Genomic DNA, 26167 nt, shown 5'->3' with positions numbered 1-26167 from the left:
TTTTTATTTATATCTACATTTTTTTATGTCCTATATTCTTCACTACTGAAATATTTATTATTTCGTTTGTAAATGCCTTCAATAATGCTTTTTCTAATACCTTTTCTTGATCAAAATTAGCTATATCTTTACATTCTGCAAACACCTTATTTAATTCACCATTAAAATTTTTATATGTTAATGTTACGTATGGCTTATCATATTCAACATTAATAATTTTTAATCCCCAAGAAATTTGTGCATACTCACCATCCGTAGTAAGATTAGTTAATTCCTTTAACTTTTTAATTTCTTTTGATGGATCATTTATTTCTATTAATTCATCGCCTACTTTATATTTTGCCATTAGTACTCCTCCTTAAGTCATAAAAAGTATAACAAATTTGTAGTTTTTTAGTTTTTTTTATTCTTATTATATATTATACATTAAATTTATGTTATTATTAATAATACTGAAGTATTTTGTAACTACTTACGTTTGTTAATTTCCATTTATTTGTTAATTTCTTAACATCTATCTTGATATTAACATAATTTGTCTAGATATTCAAGAGTTTTTTGAATATTTAGTTAATATCATTAAGTTAATTAATAGTAATTATTTCTTATTGTATATTATTAATTGACTTTATATATTGATTAATATATAATTAATTTAAACTATATAAGGATGGTGTATCATGGATAATATAACTTCTATCTTTAGATAAAAAAAATTAAAACTTACTCCTCAAAGACTAGCAGTTTATAAGTACCTAATGGGTACAAAAGAACACCCTTCAGCTGAAACTATTTACAAAGCTCTTCAACCTGAATATCCTACTATGAGTTTAGCTACAGTTTATAAAGCATTAAAAACTTTAGTAGAGGTAGAGCTAGTTCAAGAAATTAATGTAGGCGAAGGAAACTTTAGATATGACGGCAACCCTTGCGAGCATGCTCATATTCAATGTCTTAATTGCAGTAAAGTCGATGATTTAGAAACTCTAAGTTTTAAAGACTTAAACAAAACTGCAGAAGACGCTTCAGATTATAAAGTAATATCAAACAAGGTATTCTTTTATGGCATTTGTAAGGAATGTCAATAATTGTATTTGCCAGTAGATTTAATTTATTAAATTTACTGGTTTTTTCTTTTGCATTAGTTAAAATTGAATTTATCTTACCATTACTTCATATACTTAAACTGAGGTGATTTTATGGCTAAATTTATAGTAATAAAGAAAAAACTTACTTTATCATCTTTAATCCTTTTAGGAGTACTTCTTACATTATCATTTTCTTTTTACAAATTAAATAAGAATGCTGAAGTTATTGCTACATTTTCAAATAGTTTATCTAATGGAGAAGATATTACTCAAGACTTTGATGGAGATGGTGAAAAAGAAACTATAGAAATACTAAAAGAAAAAGAATATTACATAGTTAAAATTAAGGGTAAAAATAAAGAATTCACTTTAAGAAGTAAAGATGGTTCTGAAGAATTAATTTCTTTGTCTAACAGTTGGCCGATTAAGATTAATACTTTTGATTTATCTAGAGATGGACTACCTGAAATAATTATTCGAGGCTCTAAGAATAATTCAACAATAAACTATATCTTTACTTGGCAAAATAATGACTTTTATAATATCTATACTTCTAATGATAATATCTTAGGTATCTTTGATTCTACTAACTCTAAAACACCTAGAATATTATCCTTATCCTCTAGCAAAGGAGATACTTCTACTAGTTCCTATATTTTTAATGGTGATAAATTAAAAGATATAAGTTTTTCAAAACCTATAGTTCCTGGTCTTGGTTCAGTTCAATCTTTTGTAGACCTTATACAAGCTCAATATGAAATATCTGATCCACCTGATATTTTTTCACCTAATATTTCTAGTAGTGAATTAAGTCTTCTTTGGAATTTAGATAAAGAAAACTATAGATATGATTTTCAAAATGGTTTTTTCCATGATGTTAATTGGGATGATAATGGTGAAATATTATCTATGACTTGGTGTTTATCTTTTCAAGAAGTTAAAATACAAGATCCTGATAATACTAAAAAGGAACTTATTATTTATTTAACTATACAAAAAGATGACTATAAAGAATTTAAAATATCATCTATAAAAAAGACTTCTGATTAAAAAGTAAAAGGCCGCTTTCGCGGCCTAAAGGGGGATGGGGGGTTTTAGCTATAATGAAGATTTATCTTCATTTGCTATAGGAGAATACTTCTCCGGTACATTTATAGTATGAACTCCCCATCATATTTTTATACATTTTTAACTATAAAATATTTTATCTAAAAGAACCATTGTTATACGCTTCTATTACTTTATCAATAAAATCTGCTCTTTTAGGATCTACTATACTTCTTATATTTCTTAGAAATTCTATGTTCTCATCTATACTTAGACTATCATAATCATCTGAAATTTTATTATTATTTTTTTCATTAGCTTTATTTTCATTTGATTTTTCTTGATTATTATTCCCCCCCATCATATTTTGCAATGGACCAAAATCTAAATTATTAAAATTCAATCCTGCTCCACTTCCAACTTTAGACATTATATTTTGTAATGAACTTACATCAAAGCCACCTTGATTCATACCACTATTATTATTATTTCCACCTAATATATTTTGCATAGCACCTAAGTTTAAATTGTTTAAATCAAACCCATCTCTGTTCATCGAAGAGAGCATATTCCCTATTTGACTCATGTCCATTCCCCCTAGTAATCCCATTAATTGAGCTGGATTTATACCAAAAGGATTGTTGGTCCCCTTATTATTCTTATTTCTACAATTAGGACAATCACATTGTTCTACCTTATGTCTATGTTTTTTCTTTGACATGTAGGTTCCTCCTAATAAATTAATATATACTTTCATTATATGTATTGATAATAAATATGTTTATGTTTTTGGACATTTTTTTGGAGGGCCATAGGCCCTCCATCTTCTATACTAGCAGCAGCAATTGTCTCCGCCAAAGAAACTATTGAATGATCCTCCACATAGTAAGAATAATAAGATAATTAAATATGATCTACAATTATTTAATAATCCTGAACCACAAGCGATTAACAAGAATATTATTGGTGAGCAACAACTATTTAATCCATTAAATACGTTTCCGCACCCATTGTTGCAGCAACAATCTTGACAGCAACATTCACATTTCTTTTCACAACTTTTTTTTGACATAATTATCTCTCCTTCCTAAAATCAGGTTTTTTAACAGGTTTTTTAATAGTTTTTATTAGCAACATCCAAATAAGTTACCTAAGTTACCATTGTCTGAACCACAGCCAAATCCACAGCCAGCACATAAGAATAAGATAACTAATAGGAATAAATATGATGAGCAGCTTCCATTATTAGCTCCACAGCCACATCCACATGATTTCTTAGACTCACAGCCACATCCACAGCCGCATCCGTTATTTCCCCACATACATGATCCATTACTATAGAATAGGATTAATAATATCCATATCCATGAGCCGAATCCACAGCCACATCCATTATCGCATGCTGGTATACATTGTGGTGCACATTGTGGTGTCCCTCCATCGTTACATCCGCATGAATTTAAACCATTTAGAATTTCATTCATTTCCATAATTTACTCCTCCTTGGGATTTTTTAGTTTTTTTGTTTGTTTATACTATATACTATGAGCTTAAATTAAAATTGACACTGTATTTTAAGCTTAAATATTTAATTTTTTAAAATAAAAAGAAAGAACCTGTAGAAATACCCATTCCTACAGGTTCTTAGAACTATTACTCTTCTACATTTTCTTCCATTTGTACTAAACCACTAAAAAGATTATCAATCAATTGGTCCTTACCTTTTTTATTTAGTGATGAGAAGAAATATAACTTATCATTAGAATCTAGTTTTAATGTTTCTTTTATTATTTTTTCACTTTTTCTTAGGTCATTATTAGAAAGCTTATCACTCTTTGTCGCTACTACAATCTCTTCATATCCAAAATGCTTAATCCATTCATGCATTTGTATATCTTGCGTTGTTGGCTTATGTCTTGAATCTACTAATAGTATAACTCTCTTTAACTGCTCTCTTCCTGTTAAATAAGTTTCTATAGTATTTCCCCAGCTTTCTTGCTCTTTTTTAGAAACTTTAGCATATCCATACCCAGGTAAATCTACTAAATAAAATTCTCCTGAATTTATCATAAAGAAATTTATTAATCTAGTTTTTCCTGGTGTTTGGCTTACTTTAGCTAATTTTTTTCTATTTGTTAATGCATTTATTATTGAACTTTTCCCAACATTTGAGCGTCCTACAAAAGCTACTTCTGGCAATCCTGTTTCAGGATATTGATGTCTTTTAACAGCTGATATAATAAACTCTGAATTTTTAATTTTTATCAATAGTATCAACTCCAATTATTACTTTATTTAATACCTCTTTTACATCTTCTACAACAATAATATTTAACTTGTTTTTTATAGTTGAAGGTATTTTAACTATATCTTTTTCATTTTCTTTAGGAATTATTATAGTATCAATACCAGCTCTAAAGGCTGCTATTGATTTTTCCTTTAATCCACCTATTGGCATAACTCTACCAGTTAAGGTTACTTCGCCTGTCATTGATACATTACTTCTTACTTTTTTATTAGTTAACGCTGAAACTATAGCTGTTGTTATTGTTATCCCTGCTGATGGTCCATCCTTCTTAATAGCACCTTCTGGAAAATGTATATGAATATCTGTATCCTTGTAGAAATCTTCTTTTATGCCAAACTTATTAGCATTAGCTCTAACATATCCAAAAGCTATTTTAGCAGATTCCTTCATTACATCTCCTAATTGTCCTGTTAATTCTAATTTACCAGTACCTTTCATAGTAACAGCTTCTACAGGAAGTGTATCTCCCCCTGCTGCTGTCCATGCCATACCTTTTACTACTCCTACTCTATCTTCATGTTCTCTCTTATCATAAGAATATATAGGAGCTCCTAAATACTTTTGAATTCTAGAAGTTGTAATATTAGTTACTTCCTTTTCCTTTTTTATCATTTCTGTAAGAGATTTTCTTACTAATTTAGATAAAACTCTTTCTAAACTTCTTACACCTGATTCACAAGTATAACTATTTATAATATCTTTAATAGCTCCATCAGATACCTTAAACTTTTCACTATTTAACTTATGTTCTTTTAATATCTTAGGAATTAGATATTTCTTAGCAATATGGAATTTTTCTTCATAAGTATAGCCTGATACTTCAATTATCTCCATTCTATCTAATAATGGTGATGGTATATTATCTAAAGAATTAGCTGTAGTTATGAACATTACCTTTGATAAGTCCATATCTAATTCTAAATAATGATCTCTAAAAGTATTATTTTGTTCGCTATCTAATACTTCTAATAAAGCATCTGCCACATTTCCTTTGTGATCAAAACCTAGCTTATCAATTTCATCTAGTAACATTAAAGGATTGTTAGACTTCGCTTCTTTTATAGAATAAACAATTCTACCTGGAATAGCTCCAACATAAGTCTTTCTATGTCCTCGTATTTCTGCTTCATCCTTTAATCCACCTAAAGACATTCTTACAAAATTTCTATTTGTAGCTTTTGCTACTGATTTTGCTATAGATGTCTTACCAACTCCAGGTGGTCCAACTAAACATAAAATCGGTCCCTTTAAACTATTTGTATATTGCTTTACTGCTAAATACTCAACAATTCTCTCTTTTACTTCTTCAAGTCCATAGTGTTCTTTATCAAGTATATCTTCAGCTTTATTAATATTAAAGTTATCTTTAGTAGACTTATTCCATGGAATGTCCAAAATCCAATCTAAATAATTTCTTATTACATTACCTTCTGAACTGCTTCCAGCTGACTTTAATCTTGAAAGTTCACTTTTAGCCTTTTCCTTAACATACTTAGGCAATTTCGCATTTTTTATTTTTTCTTCATATCTTGAAAGTTCTTTCTTGTCATCATCATCTTCGCCAAGTTCCTCTTGGATTACTCTAATTTGCTCTCTTAGATAGTATTCTCTTTGAGATTTATCCATACTATCTTTTAATTTATTCCCTATTTTTTTCTCTACCTTTATAATATCAATTTCATTTTCTATTATTGCAAGTAACTTTTCTATTCTTCTTATCACATTTAATTCTTGAAGAATTTCTTGTTTTTTATCTTCATCTATAATTACATAAGATGCAACAACGTCAGTTAATTCACTATAATCATTAACTTGTTCAAATAAGTTTATATTTGTTGCCTTTCCACCTTCTGAAATTCTTATATATTTATTAAAGCTTTTCTTTAACATTTTTACATAAGCTTCAATTTCTTGCTTATCTATATCTTGCACTTCTTCTAATTTTTCTATTGTAGCTTCCATATATTCTTCATTTACTTCGATATTTATAAGTTTAGCTCTTTCTATTCCTTCTACTAAAACTCTTATTATATTATTTGGAAGCTTAAGAAGCTGTTTTACCTTACATATGGTCCCTATTTCTTGTATATCCTCCAATTCAGGCTCTTCTATATTAGGATCCTTTTGGCTTGAAAGGAATAAATCTGCTTGCTGTTCCATAGCTGATTCCACAGCTGCAATAGATTTTTCTCTGCCTACATCAAAATGCATAACCATATTAGGAAAAATTGTAATTCCTCTTAAAGGAATTAAAGGTAGAGTGTTTTTATTTTCATTCATATTATTCCCCTCCATCCATTACACATATAATATGTAACTTTAATAGTATACACATAAATCATATTTTTTTCAATCATACTAAAGGAAAATAATTTTTTAAATAATTAAAAAGATATATGAAAGTAAATCTTTTTAACTTTCATATATCTTTCTATTTTAATATTTACTTTTAACTTTCTGCTTTTGCTGATAATACATCTATTTTTTCTTCACTATGTATATTAGTTTGTATAGCAATATTTATAACCTCTTTTAACGTCTTTACAGGTATTATCTCTACATCTTTTATATTCTTAAATTTATCATTCCAATTTTCTATTGGGATAATAACACGTTTAGCTCCGGCATTTTTAGCGGCTAATATCTTAGCTGAAACTCCACCTATTGGTTTAACTCCACCCAAAAGACTTATTTCTCCTGTCATAGCAACTTCATTACTTACATTTAACTTTTTAACAGCACTATATATAGCTGTTGCTATAGTTATTCCTGCTGATGGTCCATCTACTGGAATACCACCTGGGATGTTAACATGAATATCAAATTTTTCACATTCTAAATCAAAAATATTATTTAATACTGTTAATACATTTTGAATTGAAGAATATGCAGTACTTTTTCTTCTTACACGTCTATTATTAGTACCCATTTCTTCTTCTTCAATTATTCCAGTTACCTTAAGTTCTCCTTTTCTATGAGTAATCTCTTTAGCAGTTGCTTCTATTTCCATAAGCATACCTATATTAGCTCCGTGTACTGCAAGCCCATTTACTACGCCTATCTCAGGAGATTCCTTTATTTTTTTATCTAAAATTTCATTATATTGACCATTTTCAATTACCCATTGAATATCTGCCATAGTTATGTTATTTCTATTTTCATTTATAGCAATACCTGAGCATAGTTGAATTAAATTTACTACTTCTCTACCATTATTGCAATATTTACTTATAGTTTTTAAACCTATATCAGATATCTCTAACCCAACCTTTTTAGCTGCATTTTTAGCTATTAACATTATTTCGTCAGGGTGTAAGGATCTAAAAAATATCTCAACACATCTTGATCTAATTGCAGGAACTATTTCTTCTGGTCCTCTAGTAGTAGCCCCTATAAGCCTAAAGTCTGCTGGTAAACCATTATCAAATATTTCTTTTATGTAATCAGGCATATTAGGATTTTCTGAACTATAATAAGAACTATCTAAAAAAACCTTTCTATCTTCTAATACTTTCAATAATTTGTTTAACTCTATAGGATGTAACTCTCCTATCTCATCAATAAATAACATTCCACCATGAGCCTTTGTTACAGCTCCAGGTTTTGGTTGTGGAATTCCTGCTATCCCTAAATTACCCGCTCCTTGATATATAGGATCATGTACTGAACCTATTAAAGGATCTGCAATCCCCCGCTCGTCAAACCTTATTGTAGTTGCATCTATCTCCACAAATTTTGCATCTTGCTTAAATGGAGATTTCGCCATTTTCTTTGCTTCTTCTAACACAAGTCTAGCTGCAGCTGTCTTACCTACTCCAGGAGGTCCATAAATAATTACATGTTGGGGATTAGGACCACATAAAGCTGCCTTTAAAGCCTTTATACCTTGTTCCTGACCTATAATTTCCTCAAAAGTTGAAGGTCTACTCTTTTCTGTTAAAGGTTGTGTTAATTGAATACTCCTCATTTTAGTTAACTTATCCATCTCTTTTGTGTTTTCCTTATCGATAACAACCTTAGTTGATCGAGTGTTTTTGTTATTGCTCATCATATAAAATATAAAAACTACCATCGTTACTACTTGTAAAACTATTAATATTTGTGTCATACCCATAACATTTACTATTGTAAATGCATTCCTCCCTTCATTTATTAATGGGATATTTCCCACTATCAATATTATTAACTTAAAGAGAGGTTAATATTCTATAAAATAAGGAAAAATAACCATGTTTTTTCTACAAAAAAAATACCACTTAACTGTAATTAAGTGATATTTTTATCTTAGGCTGTTTCCATGCCTTTTCTTTGCTTTACTTTTTTTGACTTTATTTGAGGTCTAACTTCACCTTCTGAAAGTTTAACTAATTCTGGTAATTTATTATTTTTAATACACTCTTCATTAATTATAACCTTAGATATACTTTCGTCTGATGGAATATCAAACATAATCTCAACCATAATTTCTTCTATTATAGCTCTTAATCCTCTTGCCCCAGTCTTTCTAGCTATAGCTTCATCTGCAATAGCTTTTAATGCATCTTCTGTAAACTCTAATTCTACATTATCCATTTCAAATAATTTTGAATATTGTTTAACCAAAGCATTCTTAGGCTCAGTTAAAATATTGATTAAAGCATCATTATCTAATGATTCTAAAGTCACAACTACAGGTAATCTACCAACAAATTCAGGAATTAACCCAAATTTTAATAAATCTCCTGGCATTATATCCTTTAATAATTTACCCATATCTTTAGATTTTTTTGATTGAATTTCTGCTCCAAACCCAATTGAGCTTGTTGTAGTTCTTTTTTCAATAATTTTATCAATCCCATCAAAGGCACCACCACAAATAAATAATATATTTGAAGTATTAATTTGAATAAATTCTTGATGTGGATGTTTTCTTCCACCTTGTGGTGGAACTGAAGCTGTTGTTCCTTCTAAAATTTTAAGTAATGCTTGTTGAACACCTTCTCCAGATACATCTCTTGTAATAGATGGATTTTCTGATTTTCTAGCAATCTTATCTATTTCATCTATATAAATTATACCTTTTTCTGCCTTTTCTACATCATAATCAGCATTTTGGATTAATTTTAAAAGAATATTTTCAACGTCTTCACCTACATAGCCTGCTTCTGTTAAAGTAGTTGCATCCGCTATAGCAAATGGTACATTTAAAAATCTAGCCAAAGTTTGAGCTAGAAGTGTTTTTCCTGATCCTGTTGGACCTAATAAAAGTATGTTACTTTTTTGTAATTCAACTTCGTCATCTGATAAGTTAGAACTGATTCTCTTATAATGGTTATATACAGCTACTGACAAAGCCTTTTTTGATTTCTCTTGACCAATAACATATTGATCTAGGTAATTTTTTATCTCATTTGGCTTCGGAAGAGTAGTAGTGTCTAATTCACTACTTTCTTCAAATTCATCTGCGATAATTTCTGAACATAAATCTATACATTCATCACAAATATAAACTCCAGGTCCTGCTATTAATCTCTTTACTTGTTCTTGACCTTTTCCACAAAAAGAACATTTAAGTTGTTTTTTATCTTCGTACTTAGCCATAAATTCACCTCACTCAGGTTAAGATAGAATTATTTATTATTACTACCTTTTTCCTTTTTAGTAATTACTTTATCTACTAACCCATAATTCATAGCTTCCTCTGCTGACATAAAATAATCTCTTTCAACATCAGCTTTTATCTTTTCTATAGGTTGATTAGTATTTTCGCTTAAAATTTTATTTAAAGAACTTTTAATCTTTAAGATTCTCTTAGCATGAATATCAAAATCAGTTGCTTGACCTTGGAATCCACCTAAAGGTTGATGAATCATAATTTCACTATTTGGTAATGCAAATCTCTTACCTTTAGCACCAGATGAAAGTAAAAATGACCCCATTGATGCTGCTAACCCTATACATATAGTAGAAACATCTGGCTTTATATATTGCATAGTATCATAAATAGCCATACCAGCTGTAATTGATCCTCCTGGACTATTTATGTAGATATAAATATCTTTATCCGGATCTTCACTTTCTAAAAATAGTAATTGTGATACAACTAGATTAGCAGTAGTATCATTTACTTCTCCACTTAACATTATGATCCTATCTTTTAATAACCTTGAAAAAATATCGTAAGATCTTTCCCCTCTACTAGTTTGTTCTACAACCATTGGAACTAAACTCATTATATTCCCTCCTTCTCTAACTTTTTACCCTCTTAATTAAGATTATAAATTAAAATATTATAATCTTAAATATAAATATCATTATAGCTCAACATTTATTAAGATATTTATGAGTTTATTATTTCTGAACAAAATCTTCTTCTAATACTATATCCAAAAATACAAAAAAGTAATTATACTAAATTATATAATTTTTTTTTTATTTTGTTAATATATTATTTGAAATAATTGCCAGAAAAAATTTTCTGGCAATTATCTTTTACTTCTATTTATTATTTTTAACTTATAATTTTATTTTTAAACTTCTATTTGTTACTTTCTACTAATAACTTGATTGTCTTTCCAGCTTTTACATCAGTTGTTAAAGCTTCTTTTTGATTTTCAAGTAATAAGTTTATCATTTTTTCATCTCCAGCTGAGTACATTTTAGCAACTTCTTCAGCTTTAGCCTTTAATTCTTCTTCAGTAACTTCTATGTTTTCAGCTTTTTCTACAGCTTCTAAAACTAAATCAGTTTTAACTTTCTTAGCTGCATTTTCTTTCATGTAATCTCTCATCTTATCTGCATCTGTTCCTGTGAATTGGAAGTATTGATCTAAAGTTAATCCTTGGTATTGTAATCTTTGTTCAAGACTTTTAACCATTGAATCTATTTCTTTGTTAACCATAACTTCTGGAACTTCTACTTTAGCATTTTCAACAACTGCATTGATTATTGCTTCTTCATATTCTCTTTCTTCTCTTGCTTTATTAGCTTCTTCAAGTTTCTTAGTTATGTCTTCTTTAACTTCAGCTAATGTGTCAAATTCTGAAACTTCTTTCGCAAATTCGTCATCTAATGCTGGTAATTCTTTTATTTTTATGTCTTTTACAGTAACTTCGAATTTTGCAGGTTTTCCGTTTAATTCTTCTTTACCGTAGTTTTCTGGGAATGTTACGTTAACTTCTACTTTATCACCAATCTTAGCACCTACTAATTGATCTTCAAAGTTATCTATAAAAGTACCTGAACCTATTTCTAATGTATAGTCAGCACCTTCTCCACCTTGGAATGCTTCTCCATCAACAAATCCCTTAAAGTCGATAACAGCTAAGTTTCCTTTTTCTATTGCTGCATCTTCTTTACTTTCTATTCTTGCATTCTTTTCTTGCATTTCTTTTAATTTTGCATTTATTTCTTCATCTGAAATGCTATAGCTTGGTTTTTCCACCTTTAATCCCTTATATTCACCTAATTGAACTTCTGGATATACAGTAACTTCTGCAGTGTAAACAAAATCTTTACCTTCTTCTGCAGTTAAAATATCTACCTTTGGATAATCAACTGGTATTATATTATTTTCACTTAATGTTTGTGGGTATGAAGCTTCTATTGCAAAGTTTATTGCATCTTCCATTAAAGCTCCTACTCCATAATATTGTTTAACGATAGCCATTGGAACTTTACCTTTTCTGAATCCTGGCACATTAAATTTCTTTACATTCTTATTGTAAGCCTTAGTTAAAGCCTTTTGAAATTCCTTAGCTTCTACTGTAACCTCAAATTTAACAACATTAGTGTCTATTTTCTCCATTTTAGCTTCCATTGTATTCTTCCTCCTAAAATAGTAAATACTATCATATTTGATATAACTACGTTATTATAACATATACTCTTATTTCTTTTCAAATATTTGTTTGGTTAATTTTTTCTATGTTAATTTAATAGTTTTCCTTGTTTATCTAAATACTTAATATTCCCCTCTATGCTTATTTCTAATCCCTTATCATTTTGGCTTAATAATTTAATATCCTTAGCCTTAGAATTCCATATAGTTGTATGAGTCTTATTTTGAATATCAACTATCCATATATATTTGTTAAGATTAGATCCGAAATAAGGAATATTACTAATATAAGCTACTTTACTATCACTAATAAACTTAGCTTCTGAATTCCATATATAATTTGAATATATTTGTAAAGTACTATCTTTTTCAAATCTTTCACCATTTGGTGCTATATATGTAGGACTTGTTATATTTTCTACTTTACTTTTGGAATCTATTATTTTCATATTTTGTTTTTCATCTATTATAAGTAGAAATTCTTTTGATGGACTAATATTATAATAAATCCCCTTAGGTATTTCTAATACATCTTTAAATTTTATTATATTATTATTTTCATCATACTCAACTTTTATATTTCTACCATCACCTATAGACAAGTCTAAAACTTTCTTTTCTTCCTTAAATTCCTCTATCTCATCTGTTTGCTGTTGTATAACTTCTTTATCTGTTTGTACTTCTTCTATATCTTCTTCAGTTTTATAAACATAATTTTGAATTTTAGCTTTAACATATGAGAAATTAATAGCTCCAAAACCTACTATAATTAATAGTATTACACTAGAAATTATAATAGCTCTATTTCTTCGTCTCCTTCTCATTTGCCTTTTATAATCTCTACTGAATATGCTAGGCTTAGCCATAGTTTATACCTCCTAGATAGTTAAGTTATTACAAGTTTGAAATAAAGTCACACATCATATTATATTTCTAATAATTTTATTATACAATAAATATTATAAAATCAATATTATTTTATAGATTTTCTACTTTATTTTTTACTTTTTTCTACAGCATTTTGTTTTTTTGCCACATCCACCCTCTTTATCTCCTTTTTTATTTTGACAACAGCCACCACATTTTAGTAGTCCTAACTCCCTCATTTCTTCAATTGATAAAGAAACTTCATTATTGTCATATTCCTCATATTCTGGAGTATCCTTTAGAATATCTTCTTTTTTAATTTCTATCATATTCTCACCTCTTTCAATTTATTATTTATATTACAATACAAAACATTTTTTACCATTAAGTGATTTTTATTTAACACATTAAACATAAATTTCAAAAAATCATTTATTTTCGATAAATTTTACAAAAACTATTGGATTTTATCAAATTTTGTTTTATAATATTAATTGTAAATATAACCAATTACAAATTTATGTAACACAATTTTAAAAAGCCCATACCACTCTTTTAGTATTTTTTACTAATAGAGTTATAATAAAACCCCACAACATGTTCATTTATTCCCTTTCTTAAATGAACATAAACCCTTTAACCTGTACAAGCAATTGTGCAGGTTTTTGCTTTGTAAAAAAGAATATCATTAAAATGATATTTAGACAAATTTCTTCCTATCATTTTAAGATATCCCTTTTAGTTCAAAAAAATACTATACATATGGCATAGGACTTATATGTTGTCCATTAACTCTTATTTCCCAATGTATATGTGGACCAGTACTCATGCCTGTTGATCCTACTTTTGCTATAGTGTCTCCTCTTTTAACAACTTGTCCAACTGATACTGAAAATTCACTATTATGCGCATATAGAGTTTGAACTCCATTTCCATGATTTATTATCACAGTATTTCCATACCCTGATATAACCCCTACATATTCTACAGTACCACTTTTAGCAGCCCTAACTGGAGCTCCATAAGAATCTCCAAGATCTACTCCTTTATGGAACCCACTGGCACCTGTTACAGGATTAATTCTAGGGCCATAATCATCTGTTACTTCTCCTCCGCCAGGTCTTAAAAAAGTTTCTTCTGAAGAGTTAGTTGTAGTCTCATTACTATTATTTGAAGATTCATTATTCCCCAAATTATTACTATTATTTATATTAGCAAGTATAGCATCTAATTCAGCTTGTAAATCTTCGTTATAAGCAAGCAAATCACCAATTTTTCCTGCTAATTGATTTTCTTTATCTGAAAGAGAATTTATATACCCTGATTTTTGTTCTTCAAGAGCCCTAAGTTCATTCATTTGCTTTTGCTGTTCTTCTTGCTTTACTAAAAATTCTTTTTGAGCTTCTTTAAGTTCATCTTGCTTTGCTATAACTTCTTCTTTATCCTTATTCATTTTTTCTACTTTTTCATTTAAAGAGTCCTTTTCTACTTTTAACTCTTTTTGCGCCTCTTTCACTTTAGATATTAGCTCTTTATCTAATTTCATAATCCTAAATATATTTTCAGTTGTATTAAATAATTCAGTTATACTTTTACTTTCAATTATCATATATAAATATTGACTTGCCATATCAATTTTATAATAACTTCTAAGTCTCGTTTCAAGAGTAGCTTGAGTTGTTTTTTCTTCTTGTTCTTTTTGCACTATAAGGTCTTGCTTTTCTTGTATTTCATTTTCTACAACAAGTATATCATTATGTATATTATCTATTTTAGTTTGTATATTATCAATTTTACTTTGATAACTATTAACTTCTTCATTAACACTATTTAAGATATTCGTTTTATTTTCTATTTCGCTTAATATTCCATCTAACTTACTCTTTTCTTGAGATTTCTCCCCATTTATCTTATTTTTTTCACTCTCTAACTTTTCTACACTCTGTTTATTTTTATCAATTTCTTGCTGTATTGAACTACTAGATTCTGCCCAAACAACATTGTAATTTATGGTGATTATACAAGTAATAGTATATACTATAAACTTTAATCTTTTATTTTTCATAAACTTTCCCCTCTAATTATTCTAAAGTGAATTTTTGGACACTTTCAATTAACCATTCATTTCCTACATATTTCATAGTTGTTAAAAACATATTTTCATTTTTCTTTTTTGAAATAGAAAAAAATTGTTTATACACATTGTAATTAACTTTAACAACTATATTAGCCTTATATGTATTATCTTCATACTTAAATTCACTACTTTGTATATTTGTTTCTAACTCGCTTATTTCATAATTATTTTTTAAAAGCAAAGTCTTTTGTTCAATATCCTCATAAATTCTATTTCTTGTATCTTCATCTGTTAATCGAATTAAAGATTTATCTCTTGAATTTAATGCTGTAAAAACACTTCTATAAAATGTTTTTGTTGTATCTTCTATATTTGTAATAAGTTCGTCATTAATCATATTTATATCTATATTTATGTTTGGTAAATCCTTAATCTTAAATTTTTCGCTTTTTATAGTTCCCCAAGGAAATTCTCTTTCTAAGAATATATATGTATCTGAATTTGTTTTAAATGGCCCAAAATCCTTAATATCTTTAACAAATTTTCCTGTGTCTTTATCATTTATATATACTTTAGCATCATTAAAATTCGAAGTTAAAGTAATATTCATAGCATCTAACTTCAAATCTACTTCTTCATTTTGCATAAGAGATACTTCTTCTTCTTTTGTTATTTTTCCATAATCTGTTTCAAGTTCTGCCTTTATTGAATATATCCCAGGTACTAATCCTCTTTTAATTTTAGTATCTCTTAATAAGTTACCATCTAGATATAGCTTCGCATCATTAAAGTTTGTATTTAACTTAATAGATACTGGGGTTAATTCTAGATAGTAACTATTAAAAATTAATACCTTATTTTTTTTCAAAGTAAAAACTCCACTTTTACCTTTTTCTCTTAGACTTTTTATAACTTCTTCTATTTTACTTTGATCATAGTTATAATATTTAATTAATGGCATCAATTCTTTTTTATTTGGAGTTTCTTCAGATATTTTGATTTTCCTACTAATTCTATAGCTAGATCCATCTTTTAATGAGCTTTCTAAATCTTTAAGCAATTTATTTTCCGATGTAATTGTACTTTTAAATAAAAAAATTATAGCTATAACCATAGATAATATTGTTATAATACACATCTTTCTTTTAAGTAATGTCTCTTTTAAGTTTTCTCTTTTTAAATTATATAAATCACTCTTTAAAGAAGATAAACATTCCTTTGTTTTTATACCTAGTTCACTAATCTTTTTTATCAAAGTCTACATCTCTCCTACTCTAATATATCTATAATCCACTTATTACATTTAGTACATTTATAAATTCTTATAACAAAAATATCTAATATTTTACCTTGAGCAGCTTCCCCCATATTTAAAACTTCTTCTTTAGTTAAAAATTCATCCTCTTCATTTAAAAACCCTGGAATTTCTATAATATAATTTTCCTTTGTTTTCTCACAACAATCATTTAAATCAACTACTTCTATTTTTTCATAATCTAAATTAGAGCTAAGTTCTTTAATTATAGGTAATACATCTTCATATTCTTTTATATCATCTAAAAACTCCTCTTCATAAAATGTTATATCTTTTATTTTAAATAACTCTTTCATCTTTTTCTCCTTTATTTTCAACATAATAATAATTATTCTATCTTTATTAATAATATTTATCAAGGGTGATTAACGTTTATTAAATATTTGGAATTAAATTCTGCAAGATTAAATAATCCTAATTCAAAAAAACTTTACTTAAAATATATAGCTTATATAAAGATTTAGAAGGAATGAGTTTAAATAGATAATCTCATTCCTTTATAAAACTCATGAAAACGATAAACCTATTGATTTTCCTTCTTTTTTTATTACAAAAATAATGCTATATTAATGTAAATTTATAAAAACAACATACATATATTATACAAATTTACATTTTTTTAAAATTCATTACTCTTATATTAAGATTAGGAGTATAATTTATATATAAGATAACTTATAAAAATTATCTTTGTAATAAACATTATTTAGGGAGGTGAAGTTTAGTGAGGTTATATTTTTATCTCACTAGATGCTGCTTATGTATTTCTATTTTATATTAGTATTTAATTTATCTTTAATTCTAGCAGGGCTAGTAGGAAGCATCCTTACACTTTCTATGTTATTTAAAAAAAAGATTCACAAAGGGTATTATTTATTAATTCTATTAATAGGCTACTGCTCTATTTCTGTTTTTAATTCTAATGTAATACCAATGCTTAAAGATGTGGCTCTTATGAAAGATGCTAAATATGAAGCTTTTGATGGTACTTGTGAAAACGTATCAATAGGAATTGATAGAAAAATCTCCATCGATGGTAAACGTTTTTATTATGCTGATTGGAGCTTTACTCCTAAAACAGAAGAAAATTATCATATGAACTATTTACCAAATAGTGAATTTATAATTGATTTAGAAAAAAATAATGAAATTTAAATAAAGTAAGGTCAACTTAATTGTCTACCCATTAAGTTGACCTTTTATCATATACTTAAATTATCTATTTCACTTTCTCTTAATCTATAAGTAGTCCACTCATCCATGGCTATAGCCCCTAAAGATTTATAAAAGTTAATTGATGGTTTATTCCAATTTAAGCATGTCCATTCCATTCTCTTACACCCATTTTCTTTTGCTAATTTACCTAAAACTTTAAAAAGTTCTTTTCCTATGCCTTTACCTCTAAACTCTGGTTTTATAAATATATCCTCTAAATATAATCCCTCTCTCCCTACAAATGTTGAAAAATTATAAAAGTATGATACATATCCTATAACCTTTCCTTCTAATTCACCAATAAGAACTTCCGCTCTATTATTTTCAAATATAGATTTTTTCAAGGTTTCTTCAGTTGCTATTACTTCATGTGACATTTTTTCATATTCTGCTATTTCCTTTATAAGCGATAAAATTAAAGGAATATCTTCTATTGTTGTTTCCCTAAGTTTTAAATTCTCTATATTAGTTTTGTAATATTTCATAAAATCTCCCTACCCCTTATAAATTTATATATGATTTTACAGATAATACATCTAAAGTGTTAATTACCATTTTAATACTTTTAACTATATTTTTCTAGTATATTTAAAAATTAAAATTGTATACACATACAAATTAATAAAATAAAAGGTTTAATCTATATTTTAAAACTAAACCTTTCTACTTAACTATTAATATTAACTTGTCAAAATTCCAAATAAAATCATAATAAATATTAATAGCAATGTTATGACTAATATTGCCATTCCTTTAGGATTACCAAGATTTATTGTCCATCCTATTCCTACTCTTTTTTCTATCATTACTGATGGATCATTTTTATTATAATATAAACATCCTAAAATCCATTTATCATCATCATCTTTATATAATTCATCTAATTCTTCTGAAGAAGATAAATTTCTTCCACCTTGACCTGCTTTAATAAATGAAAATATAAATATAATCATAGTTACTAATATAATAAGAAGAAAAATAATCTCTATAAAACTACTATCAAATCCAAATATAATTGATAATTGTAATACTGAAAATAAAATTATTATTTGAATTCCTGTAACTAACATTAATATAGAGCCTAATCTTTTAAACTTCTTTTTTCTTTCTACCGCTTCTTTTATGCTTCCACTATTTAAATCCACCTTGGAATTCATTATTACTTTATTTATAAAATAAAATAATGTACCCATAAAAATTTGGATTATTGGTAACTGATATACTATAAAAATACCTTTAGCCGTTTCTTTTTCTATTTCACCAAAACTTGTTTTAGGAATCACTATTATATTAGGTAAATTATCATATCTAATATAAGTTAATACTATCATTAATATTGGAAAAATAAATAATAGTAAAAAATATTTTGAATCTATTACTTTAATCTTCTCATCTTTTTTAGGTTTTCTTAAAGTAGTATCTACAACTACAATGTTTTTAGACTTACGTGTCCACCCTTTATTGTACTTTAGTAATTTTAATTTCTTATAGTATATAGCAAATAATATAGTGTGTATTATTAAAAGTAAAATAGTAATGCCAGCCATTATAAATGCTAAGATTTCCTCTTTTAAATTAATACTTAATGCAAATATAATATTAGAAATTAACCCTATAGATAAGAATATAATTATTGTTAATTTCTTATAACTTGCATCTAATTGTACTATCTCTTTTTCATTTTGATATTCTTTTGGAATTCTAACACCAAAGAATATCCCATTATTTGATGTTTGATTTATATAATAGCTAATTATATATACTGTAAATATTAATATATTCAAAACTATCCAAGGTATATATTTTTCCATAAAATTCACACTCCTCTCCTATAACCTATATCTTTATATTTATTCTCTTATTATTTAAACTTACGAAAAATCTCATCTATATCTTTTTTTATTTCTTCTTTAGAAATTCCTCTATTAAAACATTCTGCCATATAATATTCCATTTCTAAATTTAGGCTATCTTTAAATCTATTTGTTGTATTCTCTAAGCTTAGAGATACTACAGCACCTTTTCTTCTATCTATCTTTATATACCCATCATCTTTAAGCATAGCATATGCTTTATTAACAGTATGCATATTTACTCCAATATCTTCTGCTAAGCCCCTTACCGATGGTAACTCTTCACCATCCTCTATTTCTTTTTTAGCTATACCTTGAATAATCTGATTCTTTATTTGCAAATATATAGGCATTTCCGAATCAAAATCTATTCTCAAAATCACTTTATCACCCCTGTGTTTACTTTATTATTTATATATTTTATAGAACAATTTTTTATTTTTTCTTTAAACTCGTAATCATCGTATAAGCTGGCATTATTGAAAATACAATGCACATTATCGCTTGCATATATTCTTTTATATATAATGAGTATATAAATAATATAAATAGTCCCCCTATAGCAATTCCACATATTTTACCATACACTTTTGAATTCTTCATAATATTCTTCTCCTAAAATTAAATATACAATCCTATATTTAATTCTATTATAATATTTTTTATTTCAAAAGTGTTTTTCTTATTTTTTAATTAAATTAATTTAAAAACAAAAAGTAATTTTAAAGTCTACTAAAGAGTTCTTTCCCTTTAGTCTTTAAAATTAAAATCAATATGATAATTAATGATGTTAAGACTACTGATACTATAAACAAATAAAAGTTAACATTATTTATTTTTAATTCTAAAAATAGCATTGTAGGTATTACTACTAATAATCCACCTATTAAAATCCCTAAAAATGAACTTATGCTTTGCTTAACTACTACAACTTCCGAAGTCCAATCTAACTTAGGAAAATATAAATTAATAACTAACCCCATTATAGAAATTAATACTGAATATATAATTGGAATAACTAATAACCATACAAAATTAATAATACTTAATTTAAACGCCATAGAAAGCACTATTACATTTATAACAATTACTGGAATCAAAAGTAATAAATTCAGTATTATTTTACCTTTAAATATATCTTTAACGTCTAAAGGTGATGATTTTAAAATCCATAAATTTTTCCCTTCTATAGATATAGATGAATTAGTAGTACAGCTTAAAGAAACTGCTCCTGATAAAACAACTATTAAGATCAACGGTATTAGCTCTTGTGCTATAGGTGATTCTATTAATATTTTTATTGTATCTTCTCCAAATAATAAACAACCTACTGAAAATATAGTAACTAATACAACTCCAAATAAAGTATTTAAAACATAAATTGAACATGAAAAATATCTTTTGATTTCTTTCTTTATTAATGCTCCAATTTGTGAAGACGTATTTAATGATGTTATTTCATAATTTGAAACCTTAAAACTTTCAGAAAGCTTTGAATTTATTTTCTTAAAAGCTTTTTGGAATATCACTAAAAATATCACAAAGGGTATTACTGATAAAAGAATAAATATTATTAATGATTTAATATCCCCATTGGCTAGTACGTTAGTAAAATAAAAACTTGGAGGGTATATATTTTTAATTAACTCTACTATAGAACTGCTATTTATAGCGACTCTATTGATAATATCATTTGATTTCATAGATATAGCCATTATCCCAATAAAAAATATAAATGTCCCTATATTTAATATTAGATTTTTATATTTAAACTTAATAGCTATATAACTTAATATAAATGCTACTACTGAAGCTATCATTATAGGAATAAGTGGAGTAAATATAAAACCTATAAATAAATAAACAAAAAATAATGGTGGTGTTTCCACTCTAATATAATAAGTTATTGTAGGTGGTATTAAAATAAATGCTGTAAAAAAATAATTAAGCGTTAATAACTTAATGATTTTACTTGCAAGTATTGTTGTAGAGCTTATAGGAAGACTCATTAATATATCATAATCTTTAGATGAAAATAATACGCCTTGTGCTTTATATATAGAAGTAAAAAATGCACATATTGTACTTAATATAGAGGCTATAGTTAAAAGAAGTTGCATATATCCTAATTTACTTAATCCATCTGCTAATACTGATGAATATACAAAAGATGTAAACCCTAAAGCAGCAATAGCTATAAATATGCTAATAGCTATAAATATACTTTTAAAACTTCTAACCTTTGATTTATCTTTTATGATTTTATTTATACCAATTTCATTAATTAAATTAGTTCTAAGTAAGACAATTAAACTACTCATTATCTATCAACTCCATAAATACATCTTCTAAAGTATTATCACCTTTAACCTTATTAATGTCTCCCTTAGTTACTATAACACCATCTTTTATTATAGCTATCTTATTGCATAACTTTTCTGCCACTTCCAATACATGAGTTGAAAAAAATATAGCACTTCCATTATTACACATATCCCTCATAATCTCTTTTAAACTATGAGAAGCTTTAGGGTCTAAGCCAACAAAAGGTTCATCTAAAACTAGTAATTTAGGGTTGTGTATAAGTGCTGATATTATAGCAAGCTTTTGTTTCATCCCATGGGAATATGATGATACTAAACCTCCTAAAGCATTAGTAATTTCAAAAATTTCTCCATACTTTTTAATTAAATCCTCTCTTTTTTTCTTCTCTATACAATAGATATCTCCTATAAAATTTAAATATTGTATACCTGTTAAACAATCATATAAATCTGGATTATCTGGAATATAAGCTAATATTTTTTTACATTCCTTTGGATTATCCTTAATAGAAATACCATTAATAATTATATCTCCTTCTTTAAAGTCTAAAATTCCAACTATGGATTTAATAGTAGTTGTCTTTCCAGCTCCATTATGACCTATAAATCCAAATATCTCTCCTTTTTTAACTTCAAGTGATAGGTTATCAACAGCCTTTTTTCCACCTTTATATTCTTTAGAATAATTTATTATTTGAAGCATAATTCTACCCCCTTTTGTTCTATCTGTTATACTCATTCTATAACAATATAAACTTTTCTTCAATATAAAATTTTAGAATTCTATAATTTAAGATAAATTTCCCCTTTACACTTACGATACATATGCTAAAATAAAATCGTCGGTATTCAAAAATGAAACTGAACTTTTAAAATTTAATAATCATTTTTACCGAATTATATCCATAAAGGAATAAGAACGGAGGGGAGTTAAATGTTAAAAACAACTGAAATGAGCGGCTCGAGAGGACATGTAAGAAAAATGGTAATGATAGCAATGTTATCAGGTATTTCTATCTTTTTAGGTGTATCTGGTCTCGGATTCATTACACTACCTATTTTTAGGTTGACAATTATGCACGTACCTGTAATTATTGGTGCAATTTTAGAGGGGCCTATTGTAGGAGCAACTGTTGGTTTAATGTTTGGATTATTTTCAATGTATCAAAATTTCACTGCACCAACACTTACTTCATTTGTATTCTACAATCCAATAGTAGCTCTTGTACCTAGGGTCTTAATAGGTATAGTAGCCTACTACATTTATAAACTTTTAAAAAATATAATTAAAAATAAAAGTGTTACAATAGGTATTTCCGCAGTATTAGCTACTCTTACTAATACCGTTGGAGTTTTAGGATTAACTTACTTATTATACTTAGAGCAATATGCAGCTGCCAGAGACATCTCTACTACTGCTGTTTCTGGAACTTTACTTGCTATAGGAGTATCAAATGGTATTCCTGAAGCTATAGTTTCAGCATTAATAACTATACCTGTTGTACTTGGAATATTAAAAATAAAAAAACAATAATTTTATAAAAAATAGCTATTTAAATTTTAAATAGCTATTTTTTTATATGAATATTTATCTTTCCTAAGGCTAATATTAATCACTGGCAGGTTTACTTAAAACTTCTGTCCAATATATGTATAAATAAAACTCTTTTCCCTTTTTTGGTTTAAATTTTATAGTTTATAAAACTCTATTCTGCACAATATAATAATGCAAAGCAGAAAAGCTTAGCAAATAAAAAAACTTTTTAAAGTTTTAAGGAGGGAATTAAAATGGCAAAAACATTAGTACCAGAAGCTAAAAACGGACTAGCCAAATTCAAAAATGAAGTTGCAGGTGAAATGGGAGTTCCTTTCACTGATTACAACGGAAACTTATCTTCAAAACAATGCGGTAGTGTTGGTGGAGAAATGGTTAAGAGAATGGTTCAACAATACGAATCAGGTATCAAGTAACATCAAAGTTTAAACATCTAGAATTAAAACAATAATAAGTTTAATTTTAATATTAAATTTTTAGGAGGAATTTATCATGGCAAAAACATTAGTACCAGAAGCAAAAAATGGATTAGCAAAATTTAAAAATGAAGTTGCAAGCGAAATGGGAGTTCCTTTCACAGACTACAACGGAGACTTATCTTCAAAACAATGCGGTAGCGTTGGTGGAGAAATGGTTAAGAGAATGGTTCAACAATACGAATCAGGACTTAAATAATAGACTGTAATATAAATTTAAATATTAAAATAATTAGGAGATTTCAATAATTAATATTGGAATCGTAGGAGGTTTTAATTATGGCAAAGACATTAGTACCAGAAGCCAAAAATGGATTAGCAAAATTTAAGAATGAAGTTGCAAGTGAAATGGGAGTTCCATTTACAGACTACAACGGAGACTTATCTTCAAAACAATGCGGTAGCGTTGGTGGAGAAATGGTTAAGAGAATGGTTCAACAATACGAATCAGGTATCAAGTAATATTGACTCAATTTCAATTGACATAAACAAAAAGAAGTGTAGAATAGTCTACACTTCTTTTTTTGGAGCGAAAGACGAGACTCGAACTCGCAACATTCACCTTGGCAAGGTGACGCTCTACCATTGAGCCACTTCCGCACGAATTACTCAGTAAAACTGAGTTCTTATATATTAAATAACTTAGCATTAAATTGGTGGCTTACCGGGGAATCGAACCCCGGACACCTTGATTAAAAGTCAAGTGCTCTACCGACTGAGCTAGTAAACCTAAATGGCTGGGATAGCAGGATTTGAACCTACGAATACCGCAGTCAAAGTGCGGTGCCTTACCGCTTGGCGATATCCCAGCGTGTGGTGCGTGTTAAGAGATTCGAACTCCTGGCCCACGCCTTAGAAGGGCGTTGCTCTATCCAGCTGAGCTAAACACGCAAGTAACTTTAAATGATTTAACAAGCAATAACTTAATCAAATCATTTGGTGCGGCTTAAGAGATTCGAACTCCTGGCCCACGCCTTAGAAGGGCGTTGCTCTATCCAGCTGAGCTAAAGCCGCATGCACATTACGTTGTATATCATAACCCCTAAAGGTATGTCTTGTCAACATATTCTAACAAAAAAATTAAAGTTCCAAAATAAAAAAAAGTCAGAATATACTAAATCATATTTAACCTTTAACAAAATAACATCTATTATCCTTATGTTATCTTTAAAAATCGAATATTGGCATAGGCATATGTAGGATAATATGAAAACAATGGTCTATTATGATAAGGATATGAATGTGCAGATACATAAATTTGTCCATCACTATCTATAGAAGTAATTATTGTAGAATGAGACCATTTATCTTTAGATCTACTATATAATTGTACTACATCTCCTAATTCTAATTCATTATTACTTTTATACTCTTTTGCATACCCTGTATTAACCAACCAATTTCTTAAACTTATAACTCTTATCCAAGCATAGCTTCCAGGTTTCCAAATGCTATCTATGGAGAGACCACCAGCATTTAATGCTTTAGAAACGAAATTAGTACAATCATTTCCTTCATACTCTTCTAATGCATTCCAATTATCACTAGCCCATTTTGCCGCCTTAGTCCCATCATATGTTGAATGTCTATATCCTATTTTATTTACTATTTTTTTATTTACTTTAGATTTTAAATTAAATCTATTCTTTTTAGTAACTCTTATTTTATTTTTAATATACTCCTCATAAGAATCAATAGTATTAAAAACTTCTCTAGCTTTCATTCCTTCTTCATTTATATCTTTACTAACAAATAACTCTCCATTTTTATCATTTAGATAAATTAAATGATTATCTTTATATTCTGTTAATACTTTAGAATTTTTATATTTTATATTTATTATTTTATCTACGTCTACTTCAATTGTTTTTCCTCTTCTATTAATAGAATTTATATTTAAATACACATGATAAAACTTAGCTCTAGCCTTTATAGAACTATATAAATCTATTAGCGCTGAATAATGTAATTTATTATACTCTTCTAAAATGCTATTAGGATATATATATTTATTTTTCACTAATTTTAATTTTCTCTCATTCTCTATACATTTATTAAAATAACCTAACAAAACTTCTTCTACATCTTCTATAGTTTTATTATTTAAATAAATATTTTTCTTTTTTCTAAATATCCTAAAGTATGGAAATATAGATTTTTTACTTTTCATATCTTACCTCCTAAATTATTACGTCTTTAAAATAGTTATACTTTTTTTATAAA

General features: G+C 27.3%; 28 protein-coding genes, 5 tRNA genes and 1 pseudogene. 7 read left to right on the top strand and 27 right to left on the bottom strand.

Going from position 1 to position 26167, the window contains the following annotated elements; all coding sequences use genetic code 11:
* Nucleotides 1-13 precede the first annotated feature (13 nt).
* Nucleotides 14-346: a hypothetical protein gene (locus BTM21_RS02445; RefSeq protein WP_021876312.1), complete on the bottom strand. Its 333-nt coding sequence runs from the start codon at nt 344-346 to the stop codon at nt 14-16.
* 334 nt (nt 347-680) lie between these two features.
* Here BTM21_RS02445 and perR point away from each other — a divergent pair.
* A pseudogene (gene perR / locus BTM21_RS02440) lies at nt 681-1088 on the top strand (transcriptional regulator PerR).
* Nucleotides 1089-1199: 111 nt separating this feature from the next.
* Nucleotides 1200-2138: a hypothetical protein gene (locus BTM21_RS02435; protein ID WP_021876314.1), complete on the top strand. Its 939-nt coding sequence runs from the start codon at nt 1200-1202 to the stop codon at nt 2136-2138.
* 154 nt (nt 2139-2292) lie between these two features.
* Here BTM21_RS02435 and BTM21_RS02430 read toward each other — a convergent pair whose 3' ends face one another.
* From BTM21_RS02430 to BTM21_RS02365, 14 genes are all read right to left on the bottom strand, one after another.
* The gene (locus BTM21_RS02430; RefSeq protein WP_021876315.1) at nt 2293-2856 is read right to left on the bottom strand and encodes a hypothetical protein; all 564 of its coding nucleotides are present in this window, start codon (nt 2854-2856) and stop codon (nt 2293-2295) included.
* A gap of 111 nt (nt 2857-2967) precedes the next feature.
* Nucleotides 2968-3207, bottom strand: coding sequence for a hypothetical protein (locus BTM21_RS02425; protein ID WP_079481545.1), 240 nt, complete (start codon nt 3205-3207; stop codon nt 2968-2970).
* A gap of 55 nt (nt 3208-3262) precedes the next feature.
* Nucleotides 3263-3625, bottom strand: a complete 363-nt coding sequence (locus tag BTM21_RS02420) for a hypothetical protein (RefSeq protein WP_079481546.1) — start codon at nt 3623-3625, stop codon at nt 3263-3265.
* Nucleotides 3626-3788: 163 nt separating this feature from the next.
* On the bottom strand, nt 3789-4400 hold the full coding sequence (gene yihA / locus BTM21_RS02415; RefSeq protein ID WP_079481860.1) for a ribosome biogenesis GTP-binding protein YihA/YsxC: 612 nt from the start codon (nt 4398-4400) through the stop codon (nt 3789-3791).
* Nucleotides 4390-6723 carry an endopeptidase La gene (lon, locus tag BTM21_RS02410; protein WP_079481547.1) on the bottom strand — a complete coding sequence of 778 codons (2334 nt, stop codon included), beginning with the start codon at nt 6721-6723 and terminating at the stop codon, nt 4390-4392. The genes yihA and lon overlap by 11 nt, the downstream gene beginning before the upstream one ends.
* Before the next feature lie 169 nt (nt 6724-6892).
* Complete coding sequence (gene lonB, locus BTM21_RS02405; RefSeq protein ID WP_079481861.1) at nt 6893-8551, bottom strand: ATP-dependent protease LonB; 1659 nt, start codon at nt 8549-8551, stop codon at nt 6893-6895.
* Between the two features lie 176 nt (nt 8552-8727).
* Nucleotides 8728-10023 carry an ATP-dependent Clp protease ATP-binding subunit ClpX gene (clpX, locus tag BTM21_RS02400; protein WP_021876320.1) on the bottom strand — a complete coding sequence of 432 codons (1296 nt, stop codon included), beginning with the start codon at nt 10021-10023 and terminating at the stop codon, nt 8728-8730.
* A gap of 29 nt (nt 10024-10052) precedes the next feature.
* Entirely contained in the window at nt 10053-10655 is a 603-nt protein-coding gene (gene clpP, locus BTM21_RS02395; protein ID WP_021876321.1) for an ATP-dependent Clp endopeptidase proteolytic subunit ClpP, read from the bottom strand.
* A gap of 305 nt (nt 10656-10960) precedes the next feature.
* Complete coding sequence (gene tig / locus BTM21_RS02390) at nt 10961-12241, bottom strand: trigger factor (protein ID WP_021876322.1); 1281 nt, start codon at nt 12239-12241, stop codon at nt 10961-10963.
* Between the two features lie 110 nt (nt 12242-12351).
* Entirely contained in the window at nt 12352-13128 is a 777-nt protein-coding gene (locus tag BTM21_RS02385) for a hypothetical protein (RefSeq protein ID WP_021876323.1), read from the bottom strand.
* Between the two features lie 135 nt (nt 13129-13263).
* Nucleotides 13264-13458, bottom strand: a complete 195-nt coding sequence (locus tag BTM21_RS02380; protein WP_021876324.1) for a hypothetical protein — start codon at nt 13456-13458, stop codon at nt 13264-13266.
* A 425-nt stretch (nt 13459-13883) separates the two neighbouring features.
* Complete coding sequence (locus BTM21_RS02375; RefSeq protein WP_021876325.1) at nt 13884-15194, bottom strand: murein hydrolase activator EnvC family protein; 1311 nt, start codon at nt 15192-15194, stop codon at nt 13884-13886.
* Between the two features lie 16 nt (nt 15195-15210).
* On the bottom strand, nt 15211-16461 hold the full coding sequence (locus tag BTM21_RS02370) for a TcaA 3rd/4th domain-containing protein (protein ID WP_021876326.1): 1251 nt from the start codon (nt 16459-16461) through the stop codon (nt 15211-15213).
* 14 nt (nt 16462-16475) lie between these two features.
* Complete coding sequence (locus BTM21_RS02365) at nt 16476-16817, bottom strand: hypothetical protein (protein ID WP_079481548.1); 342 nt, start codon at nt 16815-16817, stop codon at nt 16476-16478.
* Between the two features lie 463 nt (nt 16818-17280).
* Here BTM21_RS02365 and BTM21_RS02360 point away from each other — a divergent pair, with 463 nt between their 5' ends.
* Complete coding sequence (locus tag BTM21_RS02360; protein WP_079481549.1) at nt 17281-17676, top strand: hypothetical protein; 396 nt, start codon at nt 17281-17283, stop codon at nt 17674-17676.
* A gap of 47 nt (nt 17677-17723) precedes the next feature.
* On the opposite strand, the gene BTM21_RS02355 is transcribed toward BTM21_RS02360, so the two are convergent.
* The 6 genes from BTM21_RS02355 to BTM21_RS02335 all read right to left on the bottom strand — a co-directional run bounded on the left by BTM21_RS02355 (nt 17724) and on the right by BTM21_RS02335 (nt 22616).
* Nucleotides 17724-18221, bottom strand: a complete 498-nt coding sequence (locus tag BTM21_RS02355; protein ID WP_021876329.1) for a GNAT family N-acetyltransferase — start codon at nt 18219-18221, stop codon at nt 17724-17726.
* Between the two features lie 195 nt (nt 18222-18416).
* Nucleotides 18417-19547 (bottom strand): DUF5808 domain-containing protein, encoded by a 1131-nt coding sequence (locus tag BTM21_RS13625; RefSeq protein ID WP_021876330.1) that lies wholly within the window; start codon nt 19545-19547, stop codon nt 18417-18419.
* A 50-nt stretch (nt 19548-19597) separates the two neighbouring features.
* On the bottom strand, nt 19598-19972 hold the full coding sequence (locus BTM21_RS02345) for a GntR family transcriptional regulator (protein WP_079481550.1): 375 nt from the start codon (nt 19970-19972) through the stop codon (nt 19598-19600).
* A gap of 52 nt (nt 19973-20024) precedes the next feature.
* Complete coding sequence (locus BTM21_RS13620) at nt 20025-20192, bottom strand: hypothetical protein (RefSeq protein WP_161493108.1); 168 nt, start codon at nt 20190-20192, stop codon at nt 20025-20027.
* Between the two features lie 119 nt (nt 20193-20311).
* Nucleotides 20312-21910, bottom strand: a complete 1599-nt coding sequence (locus BTM21_RS02340; RefSeq protein ID WP_079481551.1) for an ABC transporter permease — start codon at nt 21908-21910, stop codon at nt 20312-20314.
* Nucleotides 21903-22616 carry an ABC transporter ATP-binding protein gene (locus BTM21_RS02335; RefSeq protein WP_079481552.1) on the bottom strand — a complete coding sequence of 238 codons (714 nt, stop codon included), beginning with the start codon at nt 22614-22616 and terminating at the stop codon, nt 21903-21905. The genes BTM21_RS02340 and BTM21_RS02335 overlap by 8 nt, the downstream gene beginning before the upstream one ends.
* Nucleotides 22617-22847: 231 nt before the next feature.
* Between BTM21_RS02335 and BTM21_RS02330 the strand changes: the two genes are divergently transcribed.
* The 4 genes from BTM21_RS02330 to BTM21_RS02315 all read left to right on the top strand — a co-directional run bounded on the left by BTM21_RS02330 (nt 22848) and on the right by BTM21_RS02315 (nt 24406).
* On the top strand, nt 22848-23447 hold the full coding sequence (locus tag BTM21_RS02330) for an ECF transporter S component (protein WP_242969958.1): 600 nt from the start codon (nt 22848-22850) through the stop codon (nt 23445-23447).
* A 254-nt stretch (nt 23448-23701) separates the two neighbouring features.
* Complete coding sequence (locus BTM21_RS02325) at nt 23702-23884, top strand: alpha/beta-type small acid-soluble spore protein (RefSeq protein WP_021876336.1); 183 nt, start codon at nt 23702-23704, stop codon at nt 23882-23884.
* A 76-nt stretch (nt 23885-23960) separates the two neighbouring features.
* A complete protein-coding gene (locus BTM21_RS02320) occupies nt 23961-24143 on the top strand; it encodes an alpha/beta-type small acid-soluble spore protein (RefSeq protein WP_021876337.1) in 183 nt (60 codons plus the stop codon).
* An 80-nt stretch (nt 24144-24223) separates the two neighbouring features.
* Nucleotides 24224-24406 (top strand): alpha/beta-type small acid-soluble spore protein, encoded by a 183-nt coding sequence (locus BTM21_RS02315; protein WP_021876338.1) that lies wholly within the window; start codon nt 24224-24226, stop codon nt 24404-24406.
* Between the two features lie 63 nt (nt 24407-24469).
* On the opposite strand, the gene BTM21_RS02310 is transcribed toward BTM21_RS02315, so the two are convergent.
* From BTM21_RS02310 to BTM21_RS02285, 6 genes are all read right to left on the bottom strand, one after another.
* A tRNA-Gly gene (locus BTM21_RS02310) sits at nt 24470-24544 on the bottom strand.
* A gap of 54 nt (nt 24545-24598) precedes the next feature.
* Nucleotides 24599-24674 (bottom strand) — tRNA-Lys (locus BTM21_RS02305).
* Between the two features lie 4 nt (nt 24675-24678).
* Nucleotides 24679-24753 (bottom strand) — tRNA-Gln (locus BTM21_RS02300).
* A gap of 5 nt (nt 24754-24758) precedes the next feature.
* A tRNA-Arg gene (locus tag BTM21_RS02295) sits at nt 24759-24835 on the bottom strand.
* A 46-nt stretch (nt 24836-24881) separates the two neighbouring features.
* Nucleotides 24882-24958 (bottom strand) — tRNA-Arg (locus BTM21_RS02290).
* Nucleotides 24959-25100: 142 nt separating this feature from the next.
* Nucleotides 25101-26114 carry an amidase domain-containing protein gene (locus tag BTM21_RS02285; RefSeq protein WP_021876339.1) on the bottom strand — a complete coding sequence of 338 codons (1014 nt, stop codon included), beginning with the start codon at nt 26112-26114 and terminating at the stop codon, nt 25101-25103.
* Nucleotides 26115-26167 lie beyond the last annotated feature (53 nt).

Origin of the sequence: Clostridium chauvoei, from assembly GCF_002327185.1 — a bacterium.
Classification (GTDB): domain Bacteria; phylum Bacillota; class Clostridia; order Clostridiales; family Clostridiaceae; genus Clostridium; species Clostridium chauvoei.
The sequence above is the reverse complement of the archived record's forward strand: the minus strand, read 5'-3'. Positions and strand labels throughout refer to the sequence as shown.